Annotated in this window: 24 protein-coding genes and 1 pseudogene; 12 read left to right on the forward strand and 13 right to left on the reverse strand. The window is 69.8% G+C overall.

Annotated elements, in window-relative coordinates:
• Positions 1–58: 58 nt before the first annotated feature.
• A complete protein-coding gene (locus KGS77_RS14430; protein WP_242581507.1) occupies positions 59–955 on the reverse strand; it encodes an alpha/beta hydrolase in 897 nt (298 codons plus the stop codon).
• A 117-nt stretch (positions 956–1,072) separates the two neighbouring features.
• Between KGS77_RS14430 and KGS77_RS14435 the strand changes: the two genes are divergently transcribed.
• Positions 1,073–2,122 (forward strand): helix-turn-helix domain-containing protein, encoded by a 1,050-nt coding sequence (locus KGS77_RS14435; protein ID WP_242581508.1) that lies wholly within the window; start codon positions 1,073–1,075, stop codon positions 2,120–2,122.
• 83 nt (positions 2,123–2,205) lie between these two features.
• On the opposite strand, the gene KGS77_RS14440 is transcribed toward KGS77_RS14435, so the two are convergent.
• Together KGS77_RS14440 and KGS77_RS14445 are read right to left on the reverse strand one after the other, a co-directional pair.
• On the reverse strand, positions 2,206–2,637 hold the full coding sequence (locus tag KGS77_RS14440; protein WP_242581509.1) for a VOC family protein: 432 nt from the start codon (positions 2,635–2,637) through the stop codon (positions 2,206–2,208).
• Between the two features lie 137 nt (positions 2,638–2,774).
• Positions 2,775–3,398 (reverse strand): histidine phosphatase family protein, encoded by a 624-nt coding sequence (locus KGS77_RS14445; protein WP_242581510.1) that lies wholly within the window; start codon positions 3,396–3,398, stop codon positions 2,775–2,777.
• Between the two features lie 231 nt (positions 3,399–3,629).
• On the opposite strand from KGS77_RS14445, the gene KGS77_RS14450 reads away from it, so the two are divergent.
• From KGS77_RS14450 to KGS77_RS14460, 3 genes are all read left to right on the forward strand, one after another.
• Positions 3,630–4,031, forward strand: coding sequence for a helix-turn-helix transcriptional regulator (locus tag KGS77_RS14450; RefSeq protein ID WP_242581511.1), 402 nt, complete (start codon positions 3,630–3,632; stop codon positions 4,029–4,031).
• Between the two features lie 36 nt (positions 4,032–4,067).
• Complete coding sequence (locus KGS77_RS14455; RefSeq protein WP_242581512.1) at positions 4,068–4,688, forward strand: hypothetical protein; 621 nt, start codon at positions 4,068–4,070, stop codon at positions 4,686–4,688.
• A 174-nt stretch (positions 4,689–4,862) separates the two neighbouring features.
• Positions 4,863–5,207 (forward strand): DUF2516 family protein, encoded by a 345-nt coding sequence (locus KGS77_RS14460; RefSeq protein ID WP_242581514.1) that lies wholly within the window; start codon positions 4,863–4,865, stop codon positions 5,205–5,207.
• A gap of 95 nt (positions 5,208–5,302) precedes the next feature.
• Here the strand turns inward: KGS77_RS14460 and KGS77_RS14465 are convergent, their stop codons facing one another.
• Positions 5,303–6,799 (reverse strand): PP2C family protein-serine/threonine phosphatase, encoded by a 1,497-nt coding sequence (locus tag KGS77_RS14465; protein ID WP_242581516.1) that lies wholly within the window; start codon positions 6,797–6,799, stop codon positions 5,303–5,305.
• A 398-nt stretch (positions 6,800–7,197) separates the two neighbouring features.
• The gene (locus KGS77_RS14470) at positions 7,198–8,229 is read right to left on the reverse strand and encodes an NlpC/P60 family protein (protein ID WP_242581518.1); all 1,032 of its coding nucleotides are present in this window, start codon (positions 8,227–8,229) and stop codon (positions 7,198–7,200) included.
• A gap of 732 nt (positions 8,230–8,961) precedes the next feature.
• Between KGS77_RS14470 and pstS the strand changes: the two are divergent.
• From pstS to pstB, 4 genes and pseudogenes are all read left to right on the forward strand, one after another.
• Positions 8,962–10,085, forward strand: a pseudogene (gene pstS, locus KGS77_RS14475) (phosphate ABC transporter substrate-binding protein PstS).
• A 206-nt stretch (positions 10,086–10,291) separates the two neighbouring features.
• Positions 10,292–11,254, forward strand: a complete 963-nt coding sequence (gene pstC, locus KGS77_RS14480) for a phosphate ABC transporter permease subunit PstC (protein WP_242581520.1) — start codon at positions 10,292–10,294, stop codon at positions 11,252–11,254.
• Complete coding sequence (pstA, locus tag KGS77_RS14485; RefSeq protein WP_242581522.1) at positions 11,251–12,330, forward strand: phosphate ABC transporter permease PstA; 1,080 nt, start codon at positions 11,251–11,253, stop codon at positions 12,328–12,330. The genes pstC and pstA overlap by 4 nt, the downstream gene beginning before the upstream one ends.
• Before the next feature lie 29 nt (positions 12,331–12,359).
• On the forward strand, positions 12,360–13,139 hold the full coding sequence (gene pstB / locus KGS77_RS14490; RefSeq protein WP_242581525.1) for a phosphate ABC transporter ATP-binding protein PstB: 780 nt from the start codon (positions 12,360–12,362) through the stop codon (positions 13,137–13,139).
• Between the two features lie 254 nt (positions 13,140–13,393).
• Here pstB and KGS77_RS14495 read toward each other — a convergent pair whose 3' ends face one another.
• On the reverse strand, positions 13,394–14,392 hold the full coding sequence (locus tag KGS77_RS14495) for an inorganic phosphate transporter (RefSeq protein ID WP_242581527.1): 999 nt from the start codon (positions 14,390–14,392) through the stop codon (positions 13,394–13,396).
• Positions 14,393–14,398: 6 nt separating this feature from the next.
• Positions 14,399–15,019 carry a DUF47 family protein gene (locus tag KGS77_RS14500; RefSeq protein WP_242581529.1) on the reverse strand — a complete coding sequence of 207 codons (621 nt, stop codon included), beginning with the start codon at positions 15,017–15,019 and terminating at the stop codon, positions 14,399–14,401.
• Between the two features lie 215 nt (positions 15,020–15,234).
• Here KGS77_RS14500 and KGS77_RS14505 point away from each other — a divergent pair, with 215 nt between their 5' ends.
• Positions 15,235–15,636, forward strand: coding sequence for a metal-sensitive transcriptional regulator (locus KGS77_RS14505; RefSeq protein WP_277994224.1), 402 nt, complete (start codon positions 15,235–15,237; stop codon positions 15,634–15,636).
• A gap of 60 nt (positions 15,637–15,696) precedes the next feature.
• Here the strand turns inward: KGS77_RS14505 and KGS77_RS14510 are convergent, their stop codons facing one another.
• Entirely contained in the window at positions 15,697–15,891 is a 195-nt protein-coding gene (locus tag KGS77_RS14510) for a hypothetical protein (protein WP_242587473.1), read from the reverse strand.
• A gap of 184 nt (positions 15,892–16,075) precedes the next feature.
• The gene (locus KGS77_RS14515; protein WP_242581531.1) at positions 16,076–16,987 is read right to left on the reverse strand and encodes a hypothetical protein; all 912 of its coding nucleotides are present in this window, start codon (positions 16,985–16,987) and stop codon (positions 16,076–16,078) included.
• 297 nt (positions 16,988–17,284) lie between these two features.
• Between KGS77_RS14515 and KGS77_RS14520 the strand changes: the two genes are divergently transcribed.
• Together KGS77_RS14520 and KGS77_RS14525 are read left to right on the forward strand one after the other, a co-directional pair.
• Positions 17,285–17,539: a hypothetical protein gene (locus KGS77_RS14520; RefSeq protein WP_242587844.1), complete on the forward strand. Its 255-nt coding sequence runs from the start codon at positions 17,285–17,287 to the stop codon at positions 17,537–17,539.
• A gap of 110 nt (positions 17,540–17,649) precedes the next feature.
• Positions 17,650–19,236 (forward strand): FAD-binding oxidoreductase, encoded by a 1,587-nt coding sequence (locus tag KGS77_RS14525; RefSeq protein ID WP_242581533.1) that lies wholly within the window; start codon positions 17,650–17,652, stop codon positions 19,234–19,236.
• 24 nt (positions 19,237–19,260) lie between these two features.
• Here KGS77_RS14525 and KGS77_RS14530 read toward each other — a convergent pair whose 3' ends face one another.
• From KGS77_RS14530 to KGS77_RS14545, 4 genes are all read right to left on the reverse strand, one after another.
• Complete coding sequence (locus KGS77_RS14530) at positions 19,261–19,623, reverse strand: antibiotic biosynthesis monooxygenase (protein ID WP_242581535.1); 363 nt, start codon at positions 19,621–19,623, stop codon at positions 19,261–19,263.
• A 113-nt stretch (positions 19,624–19,736) separates the two neighbouring features.
• A complete protein-coding gene (locus KGS77_RS14535; protein ID WP_242581536.1) occupies positions 19,737–20,477 on the reverse strand; it encodes a phosphatase PAP2 family protein in 741 nt (246 codons plus the stop codon).
• A 202-nt stretch (positions 20,478–20,679) separates the two neighbouring features.
• The gene (locus KGS77_RS14540) at positions 20,680–21,696 is read right to left on the reverse strand and encodes a bifunctional lytic transglycosylase/C40 family peptidase (protein ID WP_277994225.1); all 1,017 of its coding nucleotides are present in this window, start codon (positions 21,694–21,696) and stop codon (positions 20,680–20,682) included.
• Between the two features lie 29 nt (positions 21,697–21,725).
• Positions 21,726–22,166, reverse strand: a complete 441-nt coding sequence (locus KGS77_RS14545; protein ID WP_242581537.1) for an ATP-binding protein — start codon at positions 22,164–22,166, stop codon at positions 21,726–21,728.
• 176 nt (positions 22,167–22,342) lie between these two features.
• Between KGS77_RS14545 and KGS77_RS14550 the strand changes: the two genes are divergently transcribed.
• Positions 22,343–23,236, forward strand: coding sequence for a helix-turn-helix transcriptional regulator (locus tag KGS77_RS14550; RefSeq protein ID WP_242581538.1), 894 nt, complete (start codon positions 22,343–22,345; stop codon positions 23,234–23,236).
• The last annotated feature ends 4 nt before the right edge of the window (positions 23,237–23,240 follow it).

Below are 23,240 nucleotides of genomic sequence, written 5' to 3' on the forward strand. Positions count from 1 at the left end.
CCGCGTTCGTCACCGCCGGTGAAAGGCCGTCCACTACGACCTCACGTTCCGCGAGACCTCACGCGGCCAGGGCCCGGCGCAGCACAGCGCCGATCGCGGCGAGTTGCCGCTGTGAGACCTCGGCGGACTGGATCGCCATCGACCCGTGGAAAGTGCCGGGCCACTGGTGCAGCTCGACCGACACACCGGCCTGGAGCAGGCGCAGCGCGTACTCGATGCCCTCGTCGCGGTTCGGGTCGAATTCCGCGGTGGCGACGTACGCCGGCGGCAGGCCGGAGAGGTCTTCGGCGCGGGCCGGTGCGGCGTACGGCGTGGCCGGCTGCGAGCCCAGATAGTGGCGCAGCGCCGCGGCACGTACGGCGCGGGTGTTCCAGGGGGTGTCGGTGAAGTTTCTTGCCGACCACGTCTGCTGCCGGTCGTCGAGGATGGCCTCGTTGAGGAGCTGGAAGCAGATCGGCGGCCCCTGCTCGTCACGTGAGCGCAGCGTCACCGCCGCCGCGAGATTCGCGCCGGCGCTGTGACCTCCGACCGCGATCCGGCCCGGGTCGACGCCGAGTTCCGCCGCGTGCGCGTGCGCCCAGGTCAGTACGGCGTAGGCGTCGTCCAGCGCGGCCGGGAACGGGTTCTCGGGCGCCAGACGGTAGTCGACGCTGATCACGGCCGCGCCGGAGAGGCCGGCCAGCGGAGCGGCCCAGTGCTGTTCGGTGTCCAGGCTGCCGACGGTCCATCCGCCACCGTGCAGCCAGACGACGGCGCCTCGCGGCTGGTGCGGGCGGTAGACGCGCACCGCCACGTCCGGGTCGGCGGGCACCGTACGGTCCTCGACCTCCAGCCCTGTGGTGTCCGGCGCCGGCCGCGCGGCGGCCAGCTCGGCATAGATCTTCCGAGCGACGGCCGGGTCGGAAACGCCTTGTTTGGGGAGCAGCGGGATGAACGCTTCGAGTTCGGAATCCATGCGAGCCATCCTCACGGCGTCCCCTCCCGGGATCAGCCGCCAACTGTCGGGCATCGCGCACGGATCACGCACCGATCGGCGCCTGCCCGTCCCGCCGCGGCGACCTATGCTCCTGCCATGGAGGCACTGGCCGTACGGCTGTCGGGTCTGGATTCATACGTCGACGGCGCGATCCGCGTGATCGGGTTCTACGACACACTGATGCGCCGACGGGTGGATCTCCCGGCGCTCGCCCGGGCCTCGGCGGGCCTGGCCGAGTGCGTGGCCGGCATCCGGCTCCACGGCACGGGGCAGGCGATCCGCTTCTCGCCCGACGGCAAGGCGGCCTCCGCGCCCCCGCTCGCTGCGTCCACCACATCGCCGGTCATCCTCGACGAGGAGGAGATCGGCACGGTCTGGCTGGAACGCCCCGCCCCACCGAACCCTCTGGACGAAGTCCTGCTGGACCGGCTCGCCATCGCCGCCGCGGCGGTCGCCGAGCGGTACGGACCGGCCCGTACCACCATGGCCGACCCCGCCCTCGTCGAACTGGTGATAAGCGCCGACAGCGACGAGACGGCCCGGGCACGGGCGCTACGGCTCCTGGGGTTCACCCCCGACCTGCCCCTCCACGTCCTCGCCGTACGGTCACAGCTCCCGCTCGACCGGATCGGCTCCCTGCTGTGCCCCGCCCGCCCCGTCAAGGCGGCGTCCCTGGCCGACGTAGGCGTCGTCCTGGCCACCACCATCGACCCGGCCCGCCTTCCGGCCGACGTACGCGCGGGCATCGGCGCCGCCGAGAATCCGGCCCTGTCCTGGCAGCAGGCCCGCACCGCCCTCCGCTTCACCACCGCCCGCCGCCCGGTCGCCCACTACGGCGAGCTGGGAGCCCTGGCACTGCTCGCCCAGGTCCCCCCGGACTCCACGCGCGAGAACCCCGACGTGGCCGCCATCAGCCGCATCGCCGACAACCCCGAAGACCTGGAGACCCTGGACGCCTACTGCACCACCGGCTCCCTGCGCCGCGCCGCCGACCTCCTCCACCTGCACCACAGCAGCGTCGCCCGCCGCCTGGAACAGATCGCGAAAACCCTGGGCATCGCGCTCACCGAGCCCACCGGCCTGCTGCGCGCCACTCTCGCCCTCACCGCATGGCGCCTGACCGACCGCTCAACCACCCGTCCATAAAACCCAAGTGGCCAACGCGCCCCCCTCGCCGCGTCCCTGCCGTGACGCAGCGCCCCCTCCGCCACGGCAGACCCCCGCCCTCCTCAATCGAGGCAGAACTCGTTGCCCTCGACGTCCTCCATCCAGATGCACGACTCATAATCGTCATCCGCAGGCAGCAGCCGCACCCGTACCGCGCCGAGCGCCACCAGCCGCGCGCACTCGGCCTCAAGCGCGGCCAGGCGCTCTTCCCCCACGAGCCCGGTCCCGACCCGCACATCAAGATGCACCCGGTTCTTGACGACCTTCCCCTCGGGAACGCGCTGGAAGAACAGTCGCGGCCCCACACCCGAGGGATCAACGCAGGCCGCCGCCCCCTGATGCTCCGGCGACAGCGAACGATCGTATTCCTCCCAAGTAGCAAACCCCTCCGGCGGCGGCGGTATGACGTACCCCAGCACATCGCACCAGAACCGAGCGACGCGCTTGGGTTCCGCGCAGTCGAAGGTGACTTGGAACTGCTTGATCGAAGTCATCGGCCCACCATAGCCACGCAACCCGCCCACCGGAATCCCGTTACGTCATCACCGCGCAGAACCACCCCTCATCTGCCGTGATTGGCGTCGACAGAGTTGTCCGGTCTCATTCGAGTCCGGACAAGCGGTCTTCTTGGTCAGATGTGGAGTTCGGGCGGGAAGCCGGTCCAGCGCAGTTCTGCGGGCAGGTGCCGCATGTCGTTGTAGAACAGCACGGAGGACGGTTTGCCGGGTGCGTATCGGATGACGGTCAGGGCTGCGTTGCTGTGGTTGAGGCCCATCCAGCGCCACTCGGGTGCGTCGAGGGCGGCTCGGATCAGCCATCCGATGAGGAAATTGTGCGTGACGACCAGTTCATGGCGGGGGCGATCGCCCTCGACGGGGCCCGTGAATTCTGCGAGGGCCTCCCGGGCCAGTGCTGGACCGCGGTTGCGCTCCTCTTCCGGAACCTGAGCGAGGAAGCTGAGCATGGCGTCGGCCGAATCCGGCGGCAGCTCCTCCTTCGCAGGCAGGTGGGGGATGTAGTCGCCGGCCAGTTCCGACTGGTGCAACGGGACGGCGTCAAGTCGTGTGCTGATCAGCCGCGCCGTCTGCCGCGCCCGGGGCAGCGGCCCGTGGTGGATCACCGAAAGCGGGGCGTTTTGGAGCCGTTCACCGAGGAGTACGGCTTGGCGTCGGCCGCTCTCCGTCAGGGTCGTCTCATCTGCTGACGCTTCACCGTGCCGGGCGAGGTAGAGGTATCGAGCGACCGTGTCTGTCATGTCCCGGGTCTCCGTCGCCATCCGTGATCTTGTGTGTCAGGGATGGACGCTGAGCTCTGTGTGCACAGTTCCGTCGCGGCTGCACCGGCTCAGCTCTGCCTGGTCTCCGAGGCTGCCCGAACATCACACAGACAGGACATACCCGGCCGAACTGTCGGCGTGAGCGGTGGCCCGTGTCACTGTTGCTAGCAGGTGCTTGCAAAAGTTAGCGAGGGCGGGCAGGATCGGGGTATGGCATCGCTCAACGTCGGCAATCTCGGTGAGTTCCTGCGGGAGCAGCGGCGCAACGCGCAGTTGAGCCTGCGGCAGCTCGCCGATGCCGCCGGGGTGTCCAACCCGTACCTCAGTCAGATCGAGCGCGGTTTGCGCAAGCCGAGCGCGGAGATTCTGCAGCAGCTCGCCAAGGCGCTGCGGATTTCCGCCGAGACGCTGTACGTGCAGGCCGGGATCCTCGATGAGCGGCGGAACGTGGACGGGGTCGAGGTGCACACCGCGATCCTCACCGACCCGTCGCTGACGGCACAGCAGAAGCAGGTGCTGTTGCAGATCTACGAGTCCTTCCGCAAGGAGAACGGACACGTGGGCGGGGAGAAGGACTCCCAAGAGGCCGACGGCGAACCGCACGCCACCTGAGCAACCGATATGACGATTTCAGGAGGAACCAACGCCATGGCCATCACCGACGACCTCCGCAAGACGCTGACCGACCCCAAGCCGCTGTATTTCCTGGTGGGCACCGCCGACCTGGCCGCCGAGAAGCTCGGTGAGATGCCCGCGCTGGTGGAGAAGCTCCGCGCCGAGGCGCCCAGGCGCTTCGAGGCCGTACGCAACACCGACGTCAAGGAAGTGCAGGACCAGGTCACCCGGCAGGCCAAGCAGGCCCAGGAGAAGCTGACCGACCTGCTGTCCTCACTCGACACCGATCTGCGCAACATCAGCCAGCAGGCGCAGGAACTGGCGCTCCAGGGTGTCGGCCGGGTCGCCGAGTACACCGTCAAGGCGCAGGAGACCTACGGCGATCTGGCCGAGCGCGGCAAGGGTGCCGTGCGGAGCTGGCGCGGCGATGTGGCGGACGAGGTCGAGGAGCTCGCGGTCGCCATCGAGCCGGAGCCGGAGCCGCGGGTCAAGGAAGAGCCCAAGGCGGGTACGGGCGAGCCCACGGTGGCCGCGGTGCTCGCGGAGGAGGCGAACGCCGAGACCACGACCGAAGGCAACGGCGCGGGTGGCGCCAAGAAGACTCCGGCGCGCAAGACGGCGGCCAAGAAGAACACTCCGTCGGTTGAGAAGTGATCGCCGATGGTGGTCATCGGTGATCGCTGATGGTCGCTGAGTGCTCTTTCGCGGGGTGCGGATGCGGCTGAGCAGGGATCGTGGGGCGGGCCGGGCACGTGTCGCGTGCCCGGCCCGTTGTACGGGTACGGTGGAGCGGCGACGGACGCACCGAGTCGAACGGGTGGTGGAAGCGTGCTGATCTACGGGTTCCAGGACGTGCTGAGCTGGGTGCAACTGGCGTTGAACGTGTACGCCGCCGTCATGCTCGTCGACGCGGCCGTCCGGCGCGAGGACGCCTACCGCGCCGCGGACAAGCAGACCAAGGGCATGTGGCTGATCTTCCTGGCCGTCGCGACCGCTCTGCTGGCCCTGTTCCCGATGATGTCGTTCCTGCCGCTCATCGGTCTTGTCGCCGTCATCGTCTACACCGTCGACGTACGGCCCGCGATCAAGCAGGTCTCGGGCGGCGGCCGTGGTCCGCGCCGCGGGGGGTCCAGCTCGGACGGGCCGTACGGTCCGTACAACGGCGGGCGGTAGGGGGCCGGCAAGGTCCCGGGAGGGCGTCCGGGGTCGCGAACGGACGCGCCGATATGGGTTCGTGCGTACGGGTTCGTACGGACGCGTGCTGCCGGTCAGCACATGACGCGGCCCCGGTCCAGCAGCAGTACCGCGACGTCGTCCGTCAACTCGCCGCCGTTCAGGTCCCGTACCTCCGTGACCGCGGCGTCCAGCAGGTCCTCGCCGCGCAGTCCGGACGCCGCCTGACGGGCCACCAGCTCCGTCATGCCCTCCTGCCCGAGCCGCCGGTTGCCGTCCCCGACCCGGCCCTCGATCAGGCCGTCCGTATACATCATCAGGCTCCAGGCGCTGCCCAGTTCGAGCCGGTGGCGCGGCCAGCGGGCCTTGGGGAGCAGGCCCAGGGCCGGGCCGCCGCTCTCGTACGGCAGCAGCCGCGGCGGGTGGCCGGCGCGGGCCAGCAGCGGGGCGGGGTGGCCGGCCAGGCACAGCCCGGCGTGCCGGCCGTCCGGTGCGATGTCGACCGTGCACAGCGTCGCGAAGATCTCGTCGTCGGGGCGTTCGTTCTCCAGGACCTTCTGGAGGGTCGAGAGGAGTTCGTCACCGCAGAGCCCGGCGAAGGTCAAGGCGCGCCAGGCTATGCGCAGTTCGACGCCGAGCGCGGCCTCGTCGGGGCCGTGGCCGCAGACGTCGCCGATCATCGCGTGCACGGTGCCGTCGGAGGTCCGTACGGTGTCGTAGAAGTCGCCGCCGAGCAGCGCCCGGCTCCGGCCGGGGCGGTAACGGGCGGCGAAGCGCAGGTCGGAGCCGCCGAGCAGCGGCGTGGGCAGCAACCCGCGCTCCAGCCGGGCGTTCTCCTGGGCGCGCAGCCGTGACTCGGTGAGCTGGCGCTGTGCGAGGTCGGCCCGCTTGCGCTCCACGGCGTAGCGCACCGCCCGGCTGAGCACCGACCCGTCCAGCTCGTCGCGCAGGAGGTAGTCCTGCGCGCCGACCCGTACGGCCTCGGCGGCCCGTTCGGCGTCGGTCTCGGCGGTCAGCGCCAGTACGGCGTGCGCGGGGGCGAGCCGGAGCACCGCGCGCAGCGCGTCCAGTTCGTCGCGCCCCTCGCCGTCCTGCGCGCCCCCGTCCTCCGCCCGGTCGGTACGGCCCGTGGAGGGGGGCAGGTCGAGCAGGATGCAGTCCACGTCGTCGGTGAGCAGCCGCTCGGCCTCGGTGAGGTTGCGTGCCGTGCGGACGCGGACCCGGCGGCCCTCCCAGTCCCACATCTCGGGGACGGCGCTGGTGGGGTCCTCGCCTATGAGGAGCAGGGTCAGGCCCTGGCCGACGGTGCCGCTGCCGTTGCCGGTGACGGGGCCGTTGCCGGGGCCGGTATCGCCCGGGCCGGGACCCGTACCTGCCTCGGGGGCCGCCTCCTGGCTCTCCGTCCCGCCGTCCACGCCCTCGGCGGGCATGTCACGGACGGACAACCCGCCGGCGTCCGTACCGTGCACGCCGTCACATGCGCCGGCGTACGCGCCGTCGCCCTCCGTTGCGCCCGCGCACACGTCGTCCACCGGACGTGCCTGGTGCGGCAGCAAGGCCGTCCGCTGGTGCTGCGGTCCCGGTACGGGCATGCGTCTGCTTCCTTCCCTCCCCCCGAGGGTGTGGCGACGGCCGACCGGCGCGCCACCGCGCCCGGTCCCGCACCGCTCATGGGTCGAGCGGCGGCGCGCCACCAGGCACTGAGAGGCGACCATAGCGGTAGGCCGGAGCCGTACGGAATGACCGGCGGCAATCGGCCACGGTCATATGCCCGCCGGACCACGGCTTTTGACCGAGGGAGGACGGAAACCGGAATGACGAACATCACTGCGCACGGGCCACTCCGGCGTCCATTTCGACAACCGCTTCGGTGATCACGTCGACAACCGCCTCGGTGACCGCTTCAGTGACCGCCTCGGTCACCGTCCGCAACTGTCCGGAACCGATCGCCGCGCACGCCCGCCGCCCCGCCGCAGCCGGCCACGCGCCGTTACTTGTCCGGCCGTACGACCCCCAGGACCGGCATCGTGCCGGCGCCCGCCACCGTCACCTGCCGTCCGGGCCGCGGCGCGTGGATGATCTGCCCGTCGCCGATGTAGATCCCCACATGGCTCGCGTCCGCGTAGTAGATGATCAGGTCACCGGGGCGCATGTCCTTGATGTCCACGTGCGGCAACTGCCGCCATTGCTCCTGCGACGTACGCGGAATCGTCCGGCCGCCGAACTGCCACGCCCGCAGCGTCAGCCCCGAGCAGTCGAAGGTGTCCGGGCCTTCGGCGCCCCACACGTAGTCCTTGCCGATCTGCGCGGTGGCGAACGTGATGGCCTTCTTGCCCTGCGCCGACGCCTTGCCGCTGATCTCCTTCAGCACACCGGAATCCAGCCACTTCTGCTGTTCCTTGGACGCCTGTGCGTCCTCCAGCTTCTTCAGCCGGGCCTTTTCCTCGGCGGCGAGCTGGGATTCCAGTTTCTTGGCGGCGTCGATCTGCTTGCGGATGTCCTGCTGCGCCTTCTCCTTCTTCTTCCGGTTCTCCTCAAGCTGTTTCCAGCGGTCGGTGGCGTCCTTGGAATAGTCGTTCAAGTCGTTCTTCGTGGCGCCGAGTTGTGCGATGAGGTCTTTGGCGGCGTGCTGGCTCTTGTGGACGAGCGTGGCGTCGTCGAGAAACGCCTCGGGGTCGTTGTTCAGCATCAGCCGGGCCTCGGCGGGCATTCCGCCGCCCCGGTACTGGGCACTGGCCAGTTCCCCGGCCTGGCGCTGGAGCGCGTCCAGCTTCGCCTGGGTCGCGTCTATGGTGCGCCCGAGCTTGTCGATCTCTTTCTGCTGGCGCGCGACCTGCTCCTTGGCGGCGTTGTACGCCTCGGTGGCCTGCTCCGCCTTGCGGTACAGGTCCTCGATCTTCTTGTGGACCGCCTCAAGTTTCTTCTTCTGCTCCTCGTCCGGGGCGCCGCCCGTACCGCCCGCGCCCGCTCCCGGCCCCGGGTCCGCGTACGCCGCCGAGGCCGTACCCCCCACGACGCCCATCACGCACAACACCACCGCCGTGCACGCGGCGATCCCGCCCCGCATCCGACGCCGCGCGCCACGCCCTTCCCCCTGGCTCCCCACCTGCTGCCACCTCCGGTCGGTCCGCACCGATTCGCGTCATTCCCTCAGCCGCGGATGCTGCCATACCGATGGGTAATCCAACAGAGGTCACACCTGTTGCGATCCGCGCACATGTCGGCACAGATGCCGGTCCTGCCGCCGGGAACCGGGGCGGTACGCCACCCGTACGCCGCCGCCACGTCACCGGGCGCCCCGGCCGGCGTACCCGCGCGGACCCGCACGTGCCCGTACGGATGCCGTACGGACGCTCATGCCGCGCCCGCGCACCGCCCCGCATCCACCCCCATCGCACCCCGTCCCACGCCGACGGCCGTACGCACGCCCGTACGCACGCCCGTACGCACATCCGTCCACACATGCGCCGCACTCACCTGACGGCCGAGGTTCACCCTGCGTTCACCCTCCTCCATCGACCGCTTCACCTGATCTGCCTAATTTCAGCCGTACCGAGTGGCGCGCCACCGCCGTGGGGCAAGCGCAACCCGGCATAGCTGGACCTGACATTCAAGAACGTTCAAGAACATCCAAGAACATTCAAGGACACCTGAGGTGTCAGGTGCCGCAGCCGCCGCAGACACCGATGATCTGCGCCGATCACCACCCCCGCACGCCGGAGAAGCGGCGCGCCCCAGGAAGGAACTCTCGACAGTGAAGCTTCAGCGCAAGAACCGGGTTCGCGCCCTCGCCGTTGGCGCTCTCGCCGTCTCCGGTGCCCTGGCCCTGTCGGCGTGCGGCTCCGACGACACCAGCGGCGGTGGCGGCAACAGCGCCTCGTCGAAGTCCTCCAACATCAAGTGCGAGGGCAAGGGGAAGCTGCTCGCCTCGGGCTCCTCCGCGCAGAAGAACGCCATGGACGCCTGGGTGCAGAACTACTCGGGGCCTGCAAGGACACCGAGGTCAACTACCAGCCCACGGGCTCCGGTGCCGGCATCACCACCTTCCTCCAGGGCCAGACCGCCTTCGCGGGCTCCGACTCGGCGCTCAAGCCCGAGGAGGTCGAGAAGTCTAAGAAGATCTGCAAGGGCGGCCAGGCGGTCAACCTGCCGATGGTCGGCGGCCCGATCGCGGTCGGCTACAACGTCTCCGGCGTGGACGGCCTCGTCCTGGACGCCCCGACGCTGGCCAAGATCTTCGACTCGGAGATCACCAACTGGAACGACGCGGCGATCAAGAAGCTCAACCCCGACGCCAAGCTGCCGGACCTGAAGATCCAGGCGTTCCACCGCTCGGACGACTCCGGCACCACCGACAACTTCACCAAGTACCTCAAGGGCGCGGCCCCCGACGCCTGGAAGCACGAGCCCGCCAAGACCTGGGCGGGCAGGGGCGGCCAGGCGGCGGCCGGCTCGGCGGGTGTCTCCTCGCAGGTCAAGCAGACCAACGGGGCGATCTCCTACTTCGAGCTGTCCTTCGCGACGGCCGGCAAGATCCCGACGGTCAAGCTGAACACCGGCGCCAAGGACCCGGTCGAGGCCACCGTCGACAACGCCTCCAAGGCGATCTCCGAGGCCAAGCAGGTCGGCACCGGCAACGACCTGGCCCTCAAGCTCAACTACACCACCAAGGCCGACGGCGCCTACCCGATCACCCTGGTGACGTACGAGATCGCCTGCGACAAGGGCAACAAGGCCGAGACCCTGCCGGCCACCAAGTCCTTCCTGACCTACATCTCCAGCCAGGACGGCCAGGCGGCCCTGAAGGACCTGGGCTACGCCCCGCTGCCCACCGAGATCGCCGACAAGGTCCGCAAGACCGTCGCCACGCTCTCCTGACCCACCGGGCGGCGGCTCCGGGCCCGTACGGCGACGCGTACGACGCAGGCGCGATCCGCGCCCCGTACGCCCCGTACCCCCGGACCGCCGCCCATCCGGTGCACCGCCGCGCCAGGAGCCTCCGCCGGCTCCGCAGACCGGAGAAAGTCATGAACTCACCCTCCCCGATAGCAGACCCACCGCCGTCGCCACCGTCACCGACGCCCATGGCCCCGGACGAGAGGCCCTCCCCGATCTCCGGCAAGGCGGTCCGCCCCGGTGACCGGATCTTCCTCGGGCTCTCCCGCGGCTCCGGTGTCGCGCTCCTGGTGGTCATGGCCGCCATCGCGGCCTTCCTCACCTACCGCTCCGTGATCGCCATCTCCGGTGACCACGCGAGCTTCCTGACGTACTTGGAGTGGAACACCTCGGGCCCCGAGCCGAAGTTCGGCATCGCGGTCCTCGCCTTCGGCACCGTCGTCAGCTCGGTCATCGCGATGGTCATCGCGGTCCCGGTCGCGGTCGGCATCGCGCTGTTCATCTCGCACTACGCGCCCCGCAAGCTGGCCTCGCCGCTCGGGTACGTCATCGACCTGCTCGCCGCCGTGCCCAGCATCATCTTCGGCCTGTGGGGCGCGCTCTTCCTGGTGCCCCACCTCGGCGGCCTCTACCAATGGCTGGACGACTACTTCGGCTGGACCGGGATCCTCAGCTACGGCGGCGGCGCCGCCCGCTCCCTGTTCACCGTCGGCATCCTGCTGGCCATCATGATCCTGCCGATCGTGACCAGCGTCAGCCGCGAGGTCTTCCTCCAGGTCCCCAAGATGCACGAGGAGGCCGCGCTGGCCCTCGGCGCGACCCGCTGGGAAGTCATCCGGATGTCCGTACTGCCCTTCGGCCGTTCCGGTGTCATCAGCGCCTCCATGCTGGGGCTGGGCCGCGCGCTCGGCGAGACGATGGCGGTGGCCACCGTCCTGTCGCCGAACTTCCTGATCAGCCTCAGCCTGCTGGAGCCGGGCGGCGGAACCTTCGCCCAGAACATCGCCAGCAAGTTCAGCGAGGCGGACCAGTTCGGCCAGGACGCCCTGATCGCCTCCGGCCTCGTCCTGTTCGTGATCACGCTGCTCGTCAACGGCGCGGCCCGCCTGATCATCGCCCGCCGCAAGGAGTACTCGGGGGCCAATGCATGAGTAACACCGTTACAGAGCGCCGTACGGCCGCCGGCAGCGCCCCGCTCCCGGTCTCCCTCCAGCAGGCCCGGCTGCCCCGCTGGACCCCGGCCGCCCTCGCGCTGGCCGCCGTCGCGGCGGGCTGCGGCATCGGCCTGGCCGCCGGCCTGGACAGCAGGATCCAGTGGGGCCTGATCGCCACGCTGCTCTTCATCCTGGGTACGTTCCTCCTGGCCGCCAAGGTCGAGGGCGTCCGCCAGGCCAAGGACCGGCTGGCCACCAGCCTGGTCTGGGTCGCCTTCCTGCTCGCCGTCATCCCGCTGGTCTCCCTCATCTGGGAGACGATCGCCCGCGGCATCAAGGTCCTGGACGGCTATTTCCTGTCCCACTCGATGGGTACGCTGCCGGACGCGCTGCCCGGCGGCGGCATCTACCACGCGATCATCGGCACGCTGGAGCAGGTCGGCCTGGCCACCCTCATCGCCGCCCCGATCGGCCTGCTCACCGCGGTCTACCTCGTGGAGTACGGGGGCGGAAGGCTCGCCAAGGTCGTCACCTTCTTCGTCGACGTCATGACCGGCATCCCCTCGATCGTCGCCGGCCTGTTCATCCTCTCCGTATGGATCCTGATCCTGGGCTTCGGCCAGTCCGGCATCGCCGGCGCGATGGCCCTGGCGATCCTGATGATGCCGGTGGTCGTCCGCTCCACCGAGGAGATGCTCAAGCTCGTCCCCAACGAGCTGCGCGAGGCGTCGCTGGCCCTGGGCGTGCCCAAGTGGCGCACGATCCTCAAGGTCGTCCTGCCCACCGCGATCGGCGGCATCACCACCGGCGTGATGCTGGCCGTCGCCCGGATCACCGGTGAGACCGCCCCGGTGCTGCTCCTGGTCTGGGGCGCCAAGACGATCAACAACAACCCCTTCGAGGGCGCCCAGCAGTCGCTTCCCCTGTACGTGTTCCAGCAGTGGCAGCAGGGCTCCGACGCCTCGTACGACCGTGCGTGGGCCGCGGCGCTCGTCCTGATCGCCTTCGTCATGATCCTCAACCTGGTGGCCCGCGGCATCGCCCGCTGGAAGGCCCCCAAGACCGGCCGCTGACCGCGGTAGACGAAAGAAGTAGTGATCCCATGGCCAAGCGAATCGACGTCAGCGGCCTCTCCGCGTACTACGGCGGCCACAAGGCCATCGACGACATATCCATGACCGTCGAGCCGCGCTCGGTGACCGCCTTCATCGGCCCCTCCGGCTGCGGCAAGTCCACCTTCCTGCGCACCCTGAACCGGATGCACGAGGTCACCCCCGGCGGGCGCGTCGAGGGCAAGGTGATGCTGGACGACGAGAACCTGTACGGCTCCGGCGTCGACCCGGTCGCGGTGCGCCGCACCGTCGGCATGGTCTTCCAGCGCCCCAACCCCTTCCCCACCATGTCGATCTTCGACAATGTCGCGGCGGGCCTGCGGCTGAACGGCACGGTGAAGAAGAAGTCCGAGCTGAACGACGTCGTCGAGAAGTCCCTCAAGGGCGCCAACCTCTGGAACGAGGTCAAGGACCGCCTGAACAAGCCCGGCTCCGGCCTGTCCGGCGGCCAGCAGCAGCGGCTGTGCATCGCCCGCGCCATCGCCGTCCAGCCGCAGGTCCTGCTGATGGACGAGCCGTGCTCCGCGCTCGACCCGATCTCCACCCTGGCCATCGAGGACCTGATCGGCGAGCTGAAGTCGCGCTTCACGATCGTCATCGTCACCCACAACATGCAGCAGGCGGCGCGGGTCTCGGACCGTACGGCCTTCTTCAACCTGGCGGCCGTCGGGCAGCCGGGCAAGCTCGTGGAGATCGACGACACCGAGCGGATCTTCTCCAACCCCTCGGTCCAGGCCACGGAGGACTACATCTCCGGCCGCTTCGGCTAGCAGCCGCTCCGGCCGGCAGCCGCCCCGGCCGGCCGCCGCCCCGGGCCGGCTCCCGCAGTCCGGCCGGTCCGGCGGCCCACCCGGCGTCCTGAGGTGCTGCATGGCGGTGCCACCACAGGACGAAGGGCCCGCCCCACCTTCCCGGGGGGCGGGCCCTTCATGCCGTACGTACGGACCTCTTGAGCCGTACGGGCGAATCGCGCGCCGGCCGGCCGTACCTGTACCGGCCCGGCCGCCGGCCGAAGGCCAGGTGCCTAGCCGAAGACCAGATGCACGCCCCAGTAGGCGAGCGCGCCCACCAGCGCAGCGGCGGGCATCGTGATGAACCAGCCCATCACGATGTTCTTCGCCACGCCCCAGCGCACCGCCCGGGAGCCCTTGGTCGACCCCACGCCCATGATCGCGGAGGTGATGACATGCGTGGTCGAGATCGGCGCGTGGAACATGAACGACGCCGTGTACATGACCGACGCCGCCGTCGTCTCGGCCGCGAAGCCCTGCGGCGGGTCCAGCTCGATGATGCGCCGGCCGAGCGTGCGCATGATGCGCCAGCCGCCCGCGTACGTACCCAGCGAGAGGGTGATCGCACAGGCGAGCTTGACCCAGATCGGGATGGCGTCGTTCTTGTCCTCGACATCGGCGATGACCAGGGCCATCACCACGATGCCCATGGTCTTCTGCGCGTCCTGCAGACCGTGGCCGAGCGCCATGCCCGCCGCGGAGACCGTCTGGGCGATCCGGAACCCGCGCTTGGCCTTGTGCGGGTTGGACTTCCGGAACAGCCACAGGATGACGACCATCACCAGATAGCCCAGCACCAGGCCGATGACGGGCGAGATGAACATCGGCAGGACGACCTTCTCGACCACCCCGGACCAGATCACCTCGGTGCCGCCCGCCAGCGCGGCACCGACCATGCCGCCGAACAGGGCGTGCGAGGACGACGACGGCAGGCCGAAGTACCAGGTGACGAGGTTCCAGGCCACCGCGCCGAGCAGGGCCGCGAAGAGGATGCCCATCCCCTTGTTGCCCTCGGGCGTGGAGATCAGCCCCTCACTGACGGTCTTGGCGACCCCGCTGCCGAGGAAGGCGCCGGCGAGGTTCATCACCGCGGCCATCGCCAGTGCCGCCCGCGGGGTCAGCGCCCGCGTGGAGACCGAGGTCGCGATGGCGTTCGCGGAGTCGTGAAAGCCGTTCGTGTACGTGAAACCGAGCGCGACCGCGATGGTCACGACGAGCGCGAAGGTGTCCACCGGAGGTCAGGACTCCTTGACCGCGATGGTCTCGACCGTGTTGGCCACGTGCTCGAACGCGTCGGCCGCCTCTTCCAGGATGTCCACGACCTGCTTGAGCTTGAGCACCTCGATGGCGTCGTACTTGCCGTTGAAGAGGTGGGCCAGCAGCTTGCGGTGGATCTGGTCGGCCTGGTTCTCCAGACGGTTGACCTCGATCCAGTACTCGGTGAGGTTGGACATCGTCCGCAGGTTGGGCATGGCCTCGGCGGTCAGCTCCGCCGCCCGGGCCAGCACCTCGATCTGCTGCTCGACGCCCTTGGGCAGCTCCTCGATGCTGTAGAGGACGACGAGATCGACGGCCTCCTCCATGAAGTCCATGATGTCGTCGAGGGAGGACGCGAGGTTGTAGATGTCCTCGCGGTCGAACGGCGTGATGAAGGAGGAGTTGAGCTGGTGGAAGATCGCGTGTGTCGCGTCGTCCCCCGCGTGCTCCGCCGCCCGCATCCTCTCGGCGATCTCTGCCCGCGCGGAGGCGTCCGCCCCGAGCAGTTCCATCAGGAGCTTGGAGCCTGTGACGATGTTGTCCGCCGAGGCGGCGAACATGTCGTAGAAGCTCGTCTCCCTGGGGGTCAGACGAAAGCGCACGTGAAATCCTCGGGGTGCATCGGATTCGGTCGAGTTGATGCTAGGCGCATCATCCAGCCACAGCTAACCGGCATTCCTTCAGTGTCGCCCATCGGGCAGCATGCTCTGCACGGGGTACCGCCCGCGCGCCCCTCGCACGCGCCTGCACACCGCGAAATTCTGTACCATATACCCACCGGGGGTATACAGATCGCCTACACGCACGGGAGACGGCCATGACGACCACGGATGCCGGCACCAACGGCGGCACCGCAGCCGCTCCGGCTTGCCACAACAGCGCCCCCGCGCCCGGCGCGCAGGGCGACCCGGGCGTCGTGACCGACCACGACCTGGGCATTCACGGGTACGCCAAACAGAAGGACGCCCACATCAAGCGGCTGCGCCGGATCGAGGGCCAGATCCGCGGCCTCCAGCGCATGCTCGAAGAGGACGTCTACTGCATCGACATACTCACCCAGGTCTCGGCGAGTACCAAAGGACTTCAGTCCTTCGGCCTCCAGCTCCTGGAGGAGCACCTGCGGCACTGTGTCGCCGACGCCGCCCGCAAGGGCCCGGAGGCGATCGACGCCAAGGTCCAGGAGGCGACGAAGGCGATCGAACGGATGCTGCGCACCTGAGACGGGATGCTCGGCCGGGGTCCTGGGCCGGGTCCGGGCCGCGCCCCGTACGGGCGGCGCTCACCCCCGGCGGGCGGGCCCGGCTTCCGTCTGTACGCGCTCCGCGTCCACGTCCAGCACCTCGTCGATACGGTCCGAGCTGAGCCGATCCTCGCTCGCGGCAGCAGCCGCGATCATCAACTCACCAGCCAGGTCGATCTCGACGAGGGCTACGTGGTCCTGAACCGTGGAGTTGCGGTGCACGGCCACGTACAACACCTCCTTGTTCGAGCGTCTTCCCACTCTTCTGGTGGTTACGGCCCAGGGTAGATACGGGCACACATCCCGCGCATGGCACGGATGGACCATTTCCGCCAGTTCGCATGAGCCCCGGTCACGTGCCCGGCGCCCGTCGTCCGGCCGCCGCCCGCCGGGCCCTGCCGCACGGCCGCGGCCGGCCTCAGCCGCCGCCCGAGGCGATCTTCCCCGTATAGATGTCGCGGTCGTCCGGCAGCCCGACGGCGACCGGCGTCCCGAAGTCGTACAGCGTGGTCGTGGACGTCACCAGCGTCCCCTGGGAGGAGCCGTTGGCGAAGCGGAACCGCTGGCGGACCTTGCGCAGCCGTCCCGCATCGTCCAGATACGCATCGAACGGCACGACATCTGTGGTGAAGCCTTTCTCCGCCGCGGCCAGCGCGGAACGGGTGCCCGGCGAGGCCGCGCGGGCCGCCGCGCCGATGTCCGTGCTGCCGCGGTAGTGCCGCACCGGGACGCCGTCCAGCCGCTCCCGCCCCTCGTACGTCACCTCGCGCGCCCCGCGCAGCAGTTCGGCCGCCGCCAGCGGATCGGTCGCCCCGCCGGTGACGAGATTGCCGTCCGCGAGCGTGCCGGTGTCCACCCGCACCCACTTGTCGGGCGGCACCCCGGCCCCGCGGTTCTTCATGTAGAGGGCGCCGGGCGTCAGGATCTCGGTGATCGGACGGTGGCCCCCGCTGCCGGCGCCGGCCGGATCGGGCAGCACCACGCCCAGCCGCCCCGTGGTCGTCCGGTAGTCGTACGCACCCGCGCCCCGGATGGCGACCCGGGTGCCGCCGCTGGCCGTCTCCATCGCCGTACGGACCCTGGAGGACCCGGCCCGTACGAGCGCGTCGGCACTGCCCCGGACGTCCCGCACGGCGGACGAGCCGGGGACGGCCGACGGGGCCGGCGCCCGGTCCACCGACGCCTGCCGGGCGGCCCTCTGGTCCTCGGCCACCGCGCCGCTCGGGGAACAGCCCGTCGCCAGCGCCCCGACGGCCAGGCCCACCGCCAGACTCACCCCGCACGCCGCGGCGGCGACAGCGCCACCGCTCCGCTTGTCCTGCACCACCATCGCGTACGAGCCCCCTCGGCCGCTCGTGCCTGTGAAGTTCTCAGGCCCTGGCGGGCCTGGCCGCCCCGGTACCGGGCCCGGCCGCGGCCCGGGGGCCGAAGCCGCAGGCCCGCCCGCGGCGCCCGGCGCCCATGAGCCCTGCCGTTTGGCCCGAAGGTCTCCGGGGCGCTTCCGGATTGCTGAGGGTGGTGGTGGTCTGAGCCTCCTCGACCCGTTCCATCCGATCCACCCGTTCCGTTCAACGACCGTTCCTGGGGCCCGTCACGCCCGGACACCGAGGGCGCGTAGCGTGGCCGGGTGCACGACCGAGCCCGTAAAGATCCACTGCCGGAGCGCCCCGCGCCCCCGGAATCCGGCGCGGGAGCCGAGCCCGACGCCTCCCGGCAGGCCGCCCGGCCCCCCGCTCAGCCCGCCGCCCCGTCCGAACACCTGACGACCACCACCGAGCGCGGCTCCTTCTGCCTGGCCCGCTGCGTCTGCGGCTGGTCGGGCCCGGCCCGCCGCGCCCGCTCACAAGCCCGTACGGACGCCGAAGAGCACCGCGCCGGCTGACACCTCTCACCCCGCCCCCGGGAACCCCCCATGCCCACACGGCATCTGGGAAAGAGACAGCTACGTCCGGCACCCGGCACGCCCGGTGAGATCCCGAGGGGGACATCCCAGTGAAGCGGCGCACACTCCTGCAGGCCGGCGGCGGGCTCGCGGCGACCACGGTCGCCTGGGCCACGGCCTGCAGCGACCAGCCCGGCCACGCGAGTCCGGGCTCCGGGTCCGGCGCCGTGGGCACCAACTCCGCGCCCGCCCAGGGCCTGCGCCCGGCCGCGCCCGCCGCGTCCTGGGAAGCGCTGCGCAAGGGCCTGGACGGAAAGCTCGTACGCGCCGGTGACGCGGCGTACAAGACAGCTCGCCGCCTCTACAACACCCGCTACGACAACCTCAAACCAGCCGCCATCGCTTATGTCCGCAATCATTCCGACATATCCGAATGCCTGGCCTTCGCCCGCCGCTACGACACCCCCGTCACGATCCGCAACGGCGGCCACTCCTACGCGGGTTGGTCCAGCGGCAACGGCAAGCTCATCATCGACGTCTCCGCCCTGAACAAGGTCTCCGCGCCCTCCGGCGGCACCGTCCGCATAGGCGCCGGCGCCAAACTCATCGACGTCTACGAAGGGCTGGCCCCGCACGGCGTCACCGTGCCCGGCGGCTCCTGCCCCACCGTTGGGATATCCGGCCTGACCCTCGGCGGCGGCCATGGCGTGGCCTCCCGCGCGTACGGCCTGACCTGCGACAGCCTCGTCGGCGCCACGCTCGTCACCGCCGACGGCAAGACCCTCCAGTGCGACCGCTCGCACCACGCCGACCTCTTCTGGGCGCTGCGCGGCGCCGGCAACGGCAACTTCGGCGTCGTCACCGAACTGCGCTTCCGTACGCACCGGGCACCCCGCGCGGTACGGGCGTACATGACCTGGCCCTGGTCCAAGGCCGCCGCGGTGGTCCGCGCCTGGCAGGAGTGGGGCCCCACCCAGCCCGACGAGATCTGGTCCTCCCTCCACCTCGACGCCCGCCCCGGCGCCACCCCCACCGTCTCCGTCGCCGCCTTCTCCCTGGGCACGTACGGAGATCTGCAGAACGCCGTCGACCGGCTCGCCGACCGCCCGGGCGGCCCGGGCCCGGCGAAGTCGGTGAGCCTGAAGCCCTCCAGCTACCTGGACGCCATGGAGGCGTACGCGGGCTGCGCCACCAAGTCCACCGCGCAGTGCCACCTGCCCGGCTCCCTGCCGGGGCAGAACGGCTCCGGCCGGCTCGGCCGCGAGACCTACGCCGCGCGCTCCGACTTCTACGACCGCTCGCTCAGCCCGACCGGCATCCGCACCCTCATGGACCAGATCGAACGCGCGGGCCGCAAGGGCGTGGCGGGCAACGCCTCCCTGACCGCACTGGGCGGCGCGGTCAACCGCGTCCGGCCGGCCGACACCGCCTTCGTACACCGCCGTTCGCGTTTCCTGGCGCAGTACCTGGCGTCCTGGGGAGCGGGCGGGTCCGGAACGGCACAGTCCGCGTGGCTGGAATCCGTCCATGGGGCCATGCGCCGGTACGCCTCGGGAGCCGCCTACCAGAACTACGCCGACCCGGGGCTCAAGGACTGGAAGAAGGCGTACTACGGCCCGGCCGCCGACCGCCTGACCAAGGTCAAGCGGCAGTACGACCCGCAGCGCCTGTTCAGTACCTTCCCCCACGCTCTCTGAGCCCGGGCCCTGCGCCGTACCGGCTCAGGCGTCCGTACGCCGCGGCCCGGGCTCCACGACCCGGGCCGTGGTGTACTGCGGCGTCTGCGTCATCCGGGCCTCGGCCGTCCCCGACAGGCCGTCCAGGGCCTTGTGGATGGCGGCGAGCCGCCCCTTGGTGTCGGACGTCTCCACGAAGTTGCGGTAGTCGGCCTCGGAGTCCCAGTGGACGAGGTTGTAGACCCGGGTACCGTCGACGCTCGTCAAAAAGCGGGCCGAGCGGTACCCGGGGTAGAAGCGCACCCAGCGCTCCTGGATCTCGGCGAAGGCGTCCACGACCTCCTGCTGGGTGCGGGGGCCGTCGACGGTGTAGTCGATGACCGAGAAGAAACCGTGGTCGGTGCTCATGGGCGTACTCCTTTGGCTGTGACGCGGCCGAAGCCGTGGTACGCCCGGGACTCTCCTGCCTCAACCGCGGTTGAGGTCAAGTCCGCAGCAGAACCCGACCCGCCGGCCCGCGCTCAGGCCGCCAGATCGTTGTCGCCACCGTCCCGCCCGGCACGCCGCGACGGCACCGACGACCCACGCGCCCCCGCCTGTCCCGCGGCCCGCACCGAACCCGTACGGTCCGCATCGGCGTCCGCCACCCCCGCGGCCTGTACCAGGGCCCCGGCCCGCGACGCACCGACCGCCTTGGCCAGCGGCACCAGCAGCGCCTGGGCCGGCGGCGAGAGCAGCAGCGCCACGGCCGTACCCAGCGCGAACCCGCCGACCACGTCCGTCGGGTAGTGCACGCCCATATAGACCCGGCAGAACCCCTCGAACAGCGCCAGTGCGATCCCGATCAAGCCGTACTTCCGGTTCGCGACGAACAACCCGACCCCCACCGCCATGGTCAACGTGGCGTGGTCGCTCACGAACGAGAAGTCGCTCTTGCTGGGAATCAGCACCTCCAGCCCCGCGTGGGTCTTGAAGGGCCGTGGCCGTTCCACGAAGTTCCGGATGGGGATGTTGACGATCAGGGCGATCCCGGCCGCGATCGGCGCCCAGACCAGCCCGGCGACGGCCGCGGGCGCGCCGGGCCGCTTGCGCGCGGCCCACCAGGCGACCAGACACAGGATCGCGAGTCCGGCGATGATGCCGTACTCACCGATGTACTCCATGACGGTGTTGACCCAGTGCGGAGCGCCTTTCGCGAGGTCGTTGATGCCGTCGAGCACGTCCACGTCGGGGTTCGACCCGTCCAGTGCGAGTCCAGCCATCTGCCGCGGCCCCTTACCTTTCGCGCGCGCGAGCGCCGTATGTGCTGCCAACCCCCGTGGTCGTCGAGCGTTGCTGCCGTCTTCCCACGCCCAGGAAACGCGACGCCCCGGCAGGTCGTTCCGGTCTCCACCGGATGATCACCAGGACGTTATCGAAGCTTGACCCATCGCCCCAGTTCAGGGCCCTATATGGGGCCTATGTTCAGGCAGCCTTCCGGGCGGGGAGCGCTTTCGCGCCATCTTCCGTGACGCGGGTCGCACCGATGTAGTCCGGCGTGTCGATCTTGTCGAAACGGATCACCGCCCCCGTATACGGAGCGTTGATCATGTATCCACCGCCCACATAGATCCCCACATGATGGATCGAACGCGGATCATTCAGGTCATATGCGAAGAACACCAGATCCCCCGGCAGCAGCTCGTTCCGCTTGGGGTGCGGCCCGGCGTTCCACTGGTCGTTCGCCACCCGCGGCAGCTCGATCCCCACCGAGTGGTAAGCGGCCTTCGTCAGCCCCGAACAGTCGAAGCGCCCACCCTGCTCCGGCGTCCCGTCGCCGCCCCACAGATACTTCTTGCCGAGCTGCTCCTGCGCGAAGTAGATCGCCGCCGCAGCCTGCCGCGAGGGCTCCACCCGCCCCACCGGCGCCTCAAAACTCTTGGCCAGCGTAGTAATGACCCGCACATAATTCTGCGTCTCCCGAATCGCCGGCACCCCACCGGCCGCGATCACCCGATACGCCCCGGCGTTGTAGGCGGCCAACATGTTCTTCGTCGGGTCCCCCGGCACCTTCGCCACATACTTCGCCAGCTCACAGTCGTACGAGGCCGCCGACGGAATCGCGTCCGCCGGATCCCACACGTCCCGCTTGCCGTCCCCGTTCCCGTCGATCCCGTGCGTCTGCCACGTCCCCGGAATGAACTGCGCGATCCCCTGCGCCGCCGCCGGACTCTGCGCCCTCGGGTTCCACCCGCTCTCCTGATAGAGCTGCGCCGCCAGCAACGCCGGATTGATGGCAGGACACAGCGCCCCCCACTTCTGCACCAACGGCTGATACGAGGCCGGCACCGCCCCCTTCGCCAGCCCCACGGCCCGCCCGAGCGCCCCACCGCCTTGCCCCGCCAACGCCGCCGCGGCCACGTACGTCCCCACCACAAGCAGCGCGACGAACCCGAGCGCCAGCCCGGCCCCGATCCCACCCACCACCCATATTTTCCGCACCCCACAACCCTCCCCCATTCCGCCGCATTTCACCGCCCCTTCTCGGCAACCTCGAACCAGACCGCCTTCCCCACCCCCGGCACATGCCGGCACACCCCCCACTCATCGGCCCACGCCCCAACCAGCAGCAGCCCTCGCCCGCCCTCCTCATCCCCCGCCGCCCGCCCCCAGCACGGCACCCCGGGCGCCCCGTCCTGCACGAGCACCCGCAGGGTCCCCGGCCCCGTCCATTCCGCGTACAACGTCACAGGCGCCGAACACCCACTGCTGCGACAAGCCTTGACCGCGTTGGTCACCACCTCCGACGTCAACAACAACGCCGTATCAACCAGCCCCTCCCGCCCAGCAGCACAGAGCGCAGCCCGAACCGCCTCCCTGGCCGCCCGCACCCACCCCGGATCAGGCGGAAACACCAGCGAGAAATCACAAAGAGCAGACGCCCCGACCGCCGACCCGATGCTGGAACACATACGTGACCTCCCGAGATCACCGCGCCCCGGCCACCTGTGGGACCGGACGTCGCAGTTTCGACGGTAGGTGCATCGCGTTTAACTAGCGCAACCAAGAGCCGCAAGTTCGCCCCAACGAGTGGACCAACCCAGCGCTGTGCGGGCAGACTTCGCCCGACCCAGGAAAGGAGTCGCTGATGGGGCTGCGGAGCAACCCGAGCCAGCGGCAACGGCGGCTCGGCGAGGAGCTGCGTCAGCTCCGTGAAATCAGCGGCCTGTCTGCCACCGAAGCTGGAGCACATGCCTCGCTGGGCCGCGCGCATATGAGTCACATCGAAACAGGCCGAACAGCCATTCCCGAGGACAAACTACGCACCTTGGCCCGGGTTTACGGTTGCACTAGCGAGTCATACGTAGACGCGCTTGTGGCCATGAGCCAAGCGAATGGTCGTGGGTGGTGGTCGGAGTACCGCCATCCCCCGCACAGCCAGAGTGCCCGCGATCTCGCGGAGCTGGAGGCATCCGCCGTCGCGCACCTCTCCTTCCAGTGGATCCACGTGCCCGGCCTGCTCCAGACCACCGATTACATGCGGGTCCTGTTCCAAGGAGGCCAGCCCGACGAGGACGCCGAGACGATCGACCGTTACGTCGACTTCCGCCGTCGTCGGCAGGAGATTCTCACCGGGGAGTCGCCGCCTATCCTGCACGCGGTGATCCACGAGGCCGCTCTGCACATGGGATTTGTCGGCGCGGACGTCATGCGCCGCCAGATCGAGCACCTGGTGAACATGGCCCGGCTGCCGCACGTTCGTATCCAGATCCTCCCGTTCAAGGCTTCCGTCTACCCTGCCCGCGTCAGCACGCCCTTCTCCCTCCTGAAGTCCACCGTCCCTCTCCTGAACACCGTCTGCGTGGATCACCCCACGTCTTCGCTGTTCATCACTACACGGCCCCAAATCGCACAGTTCACCAAGGCTTTCGAGGCACTGCGCACGGTGTCCCTGCCGCCGATCGACCACCGCATCGAACCAGAGTTCCATACGAAGAAGGATTCACTCGCCCTGATTCAGCACGTTCTGTACACCTTGTGAAGGG

The sequence above is a fragment of the Streptomyces sp. MST-110588 genome (genome assembly GCF_022695595.1).
Classification (GTDB): domain Bacteria; phylum Actinomycetota; class Actinomycetes; order Streptomycetales; family Streptomycetaceae; genus Streptomyces.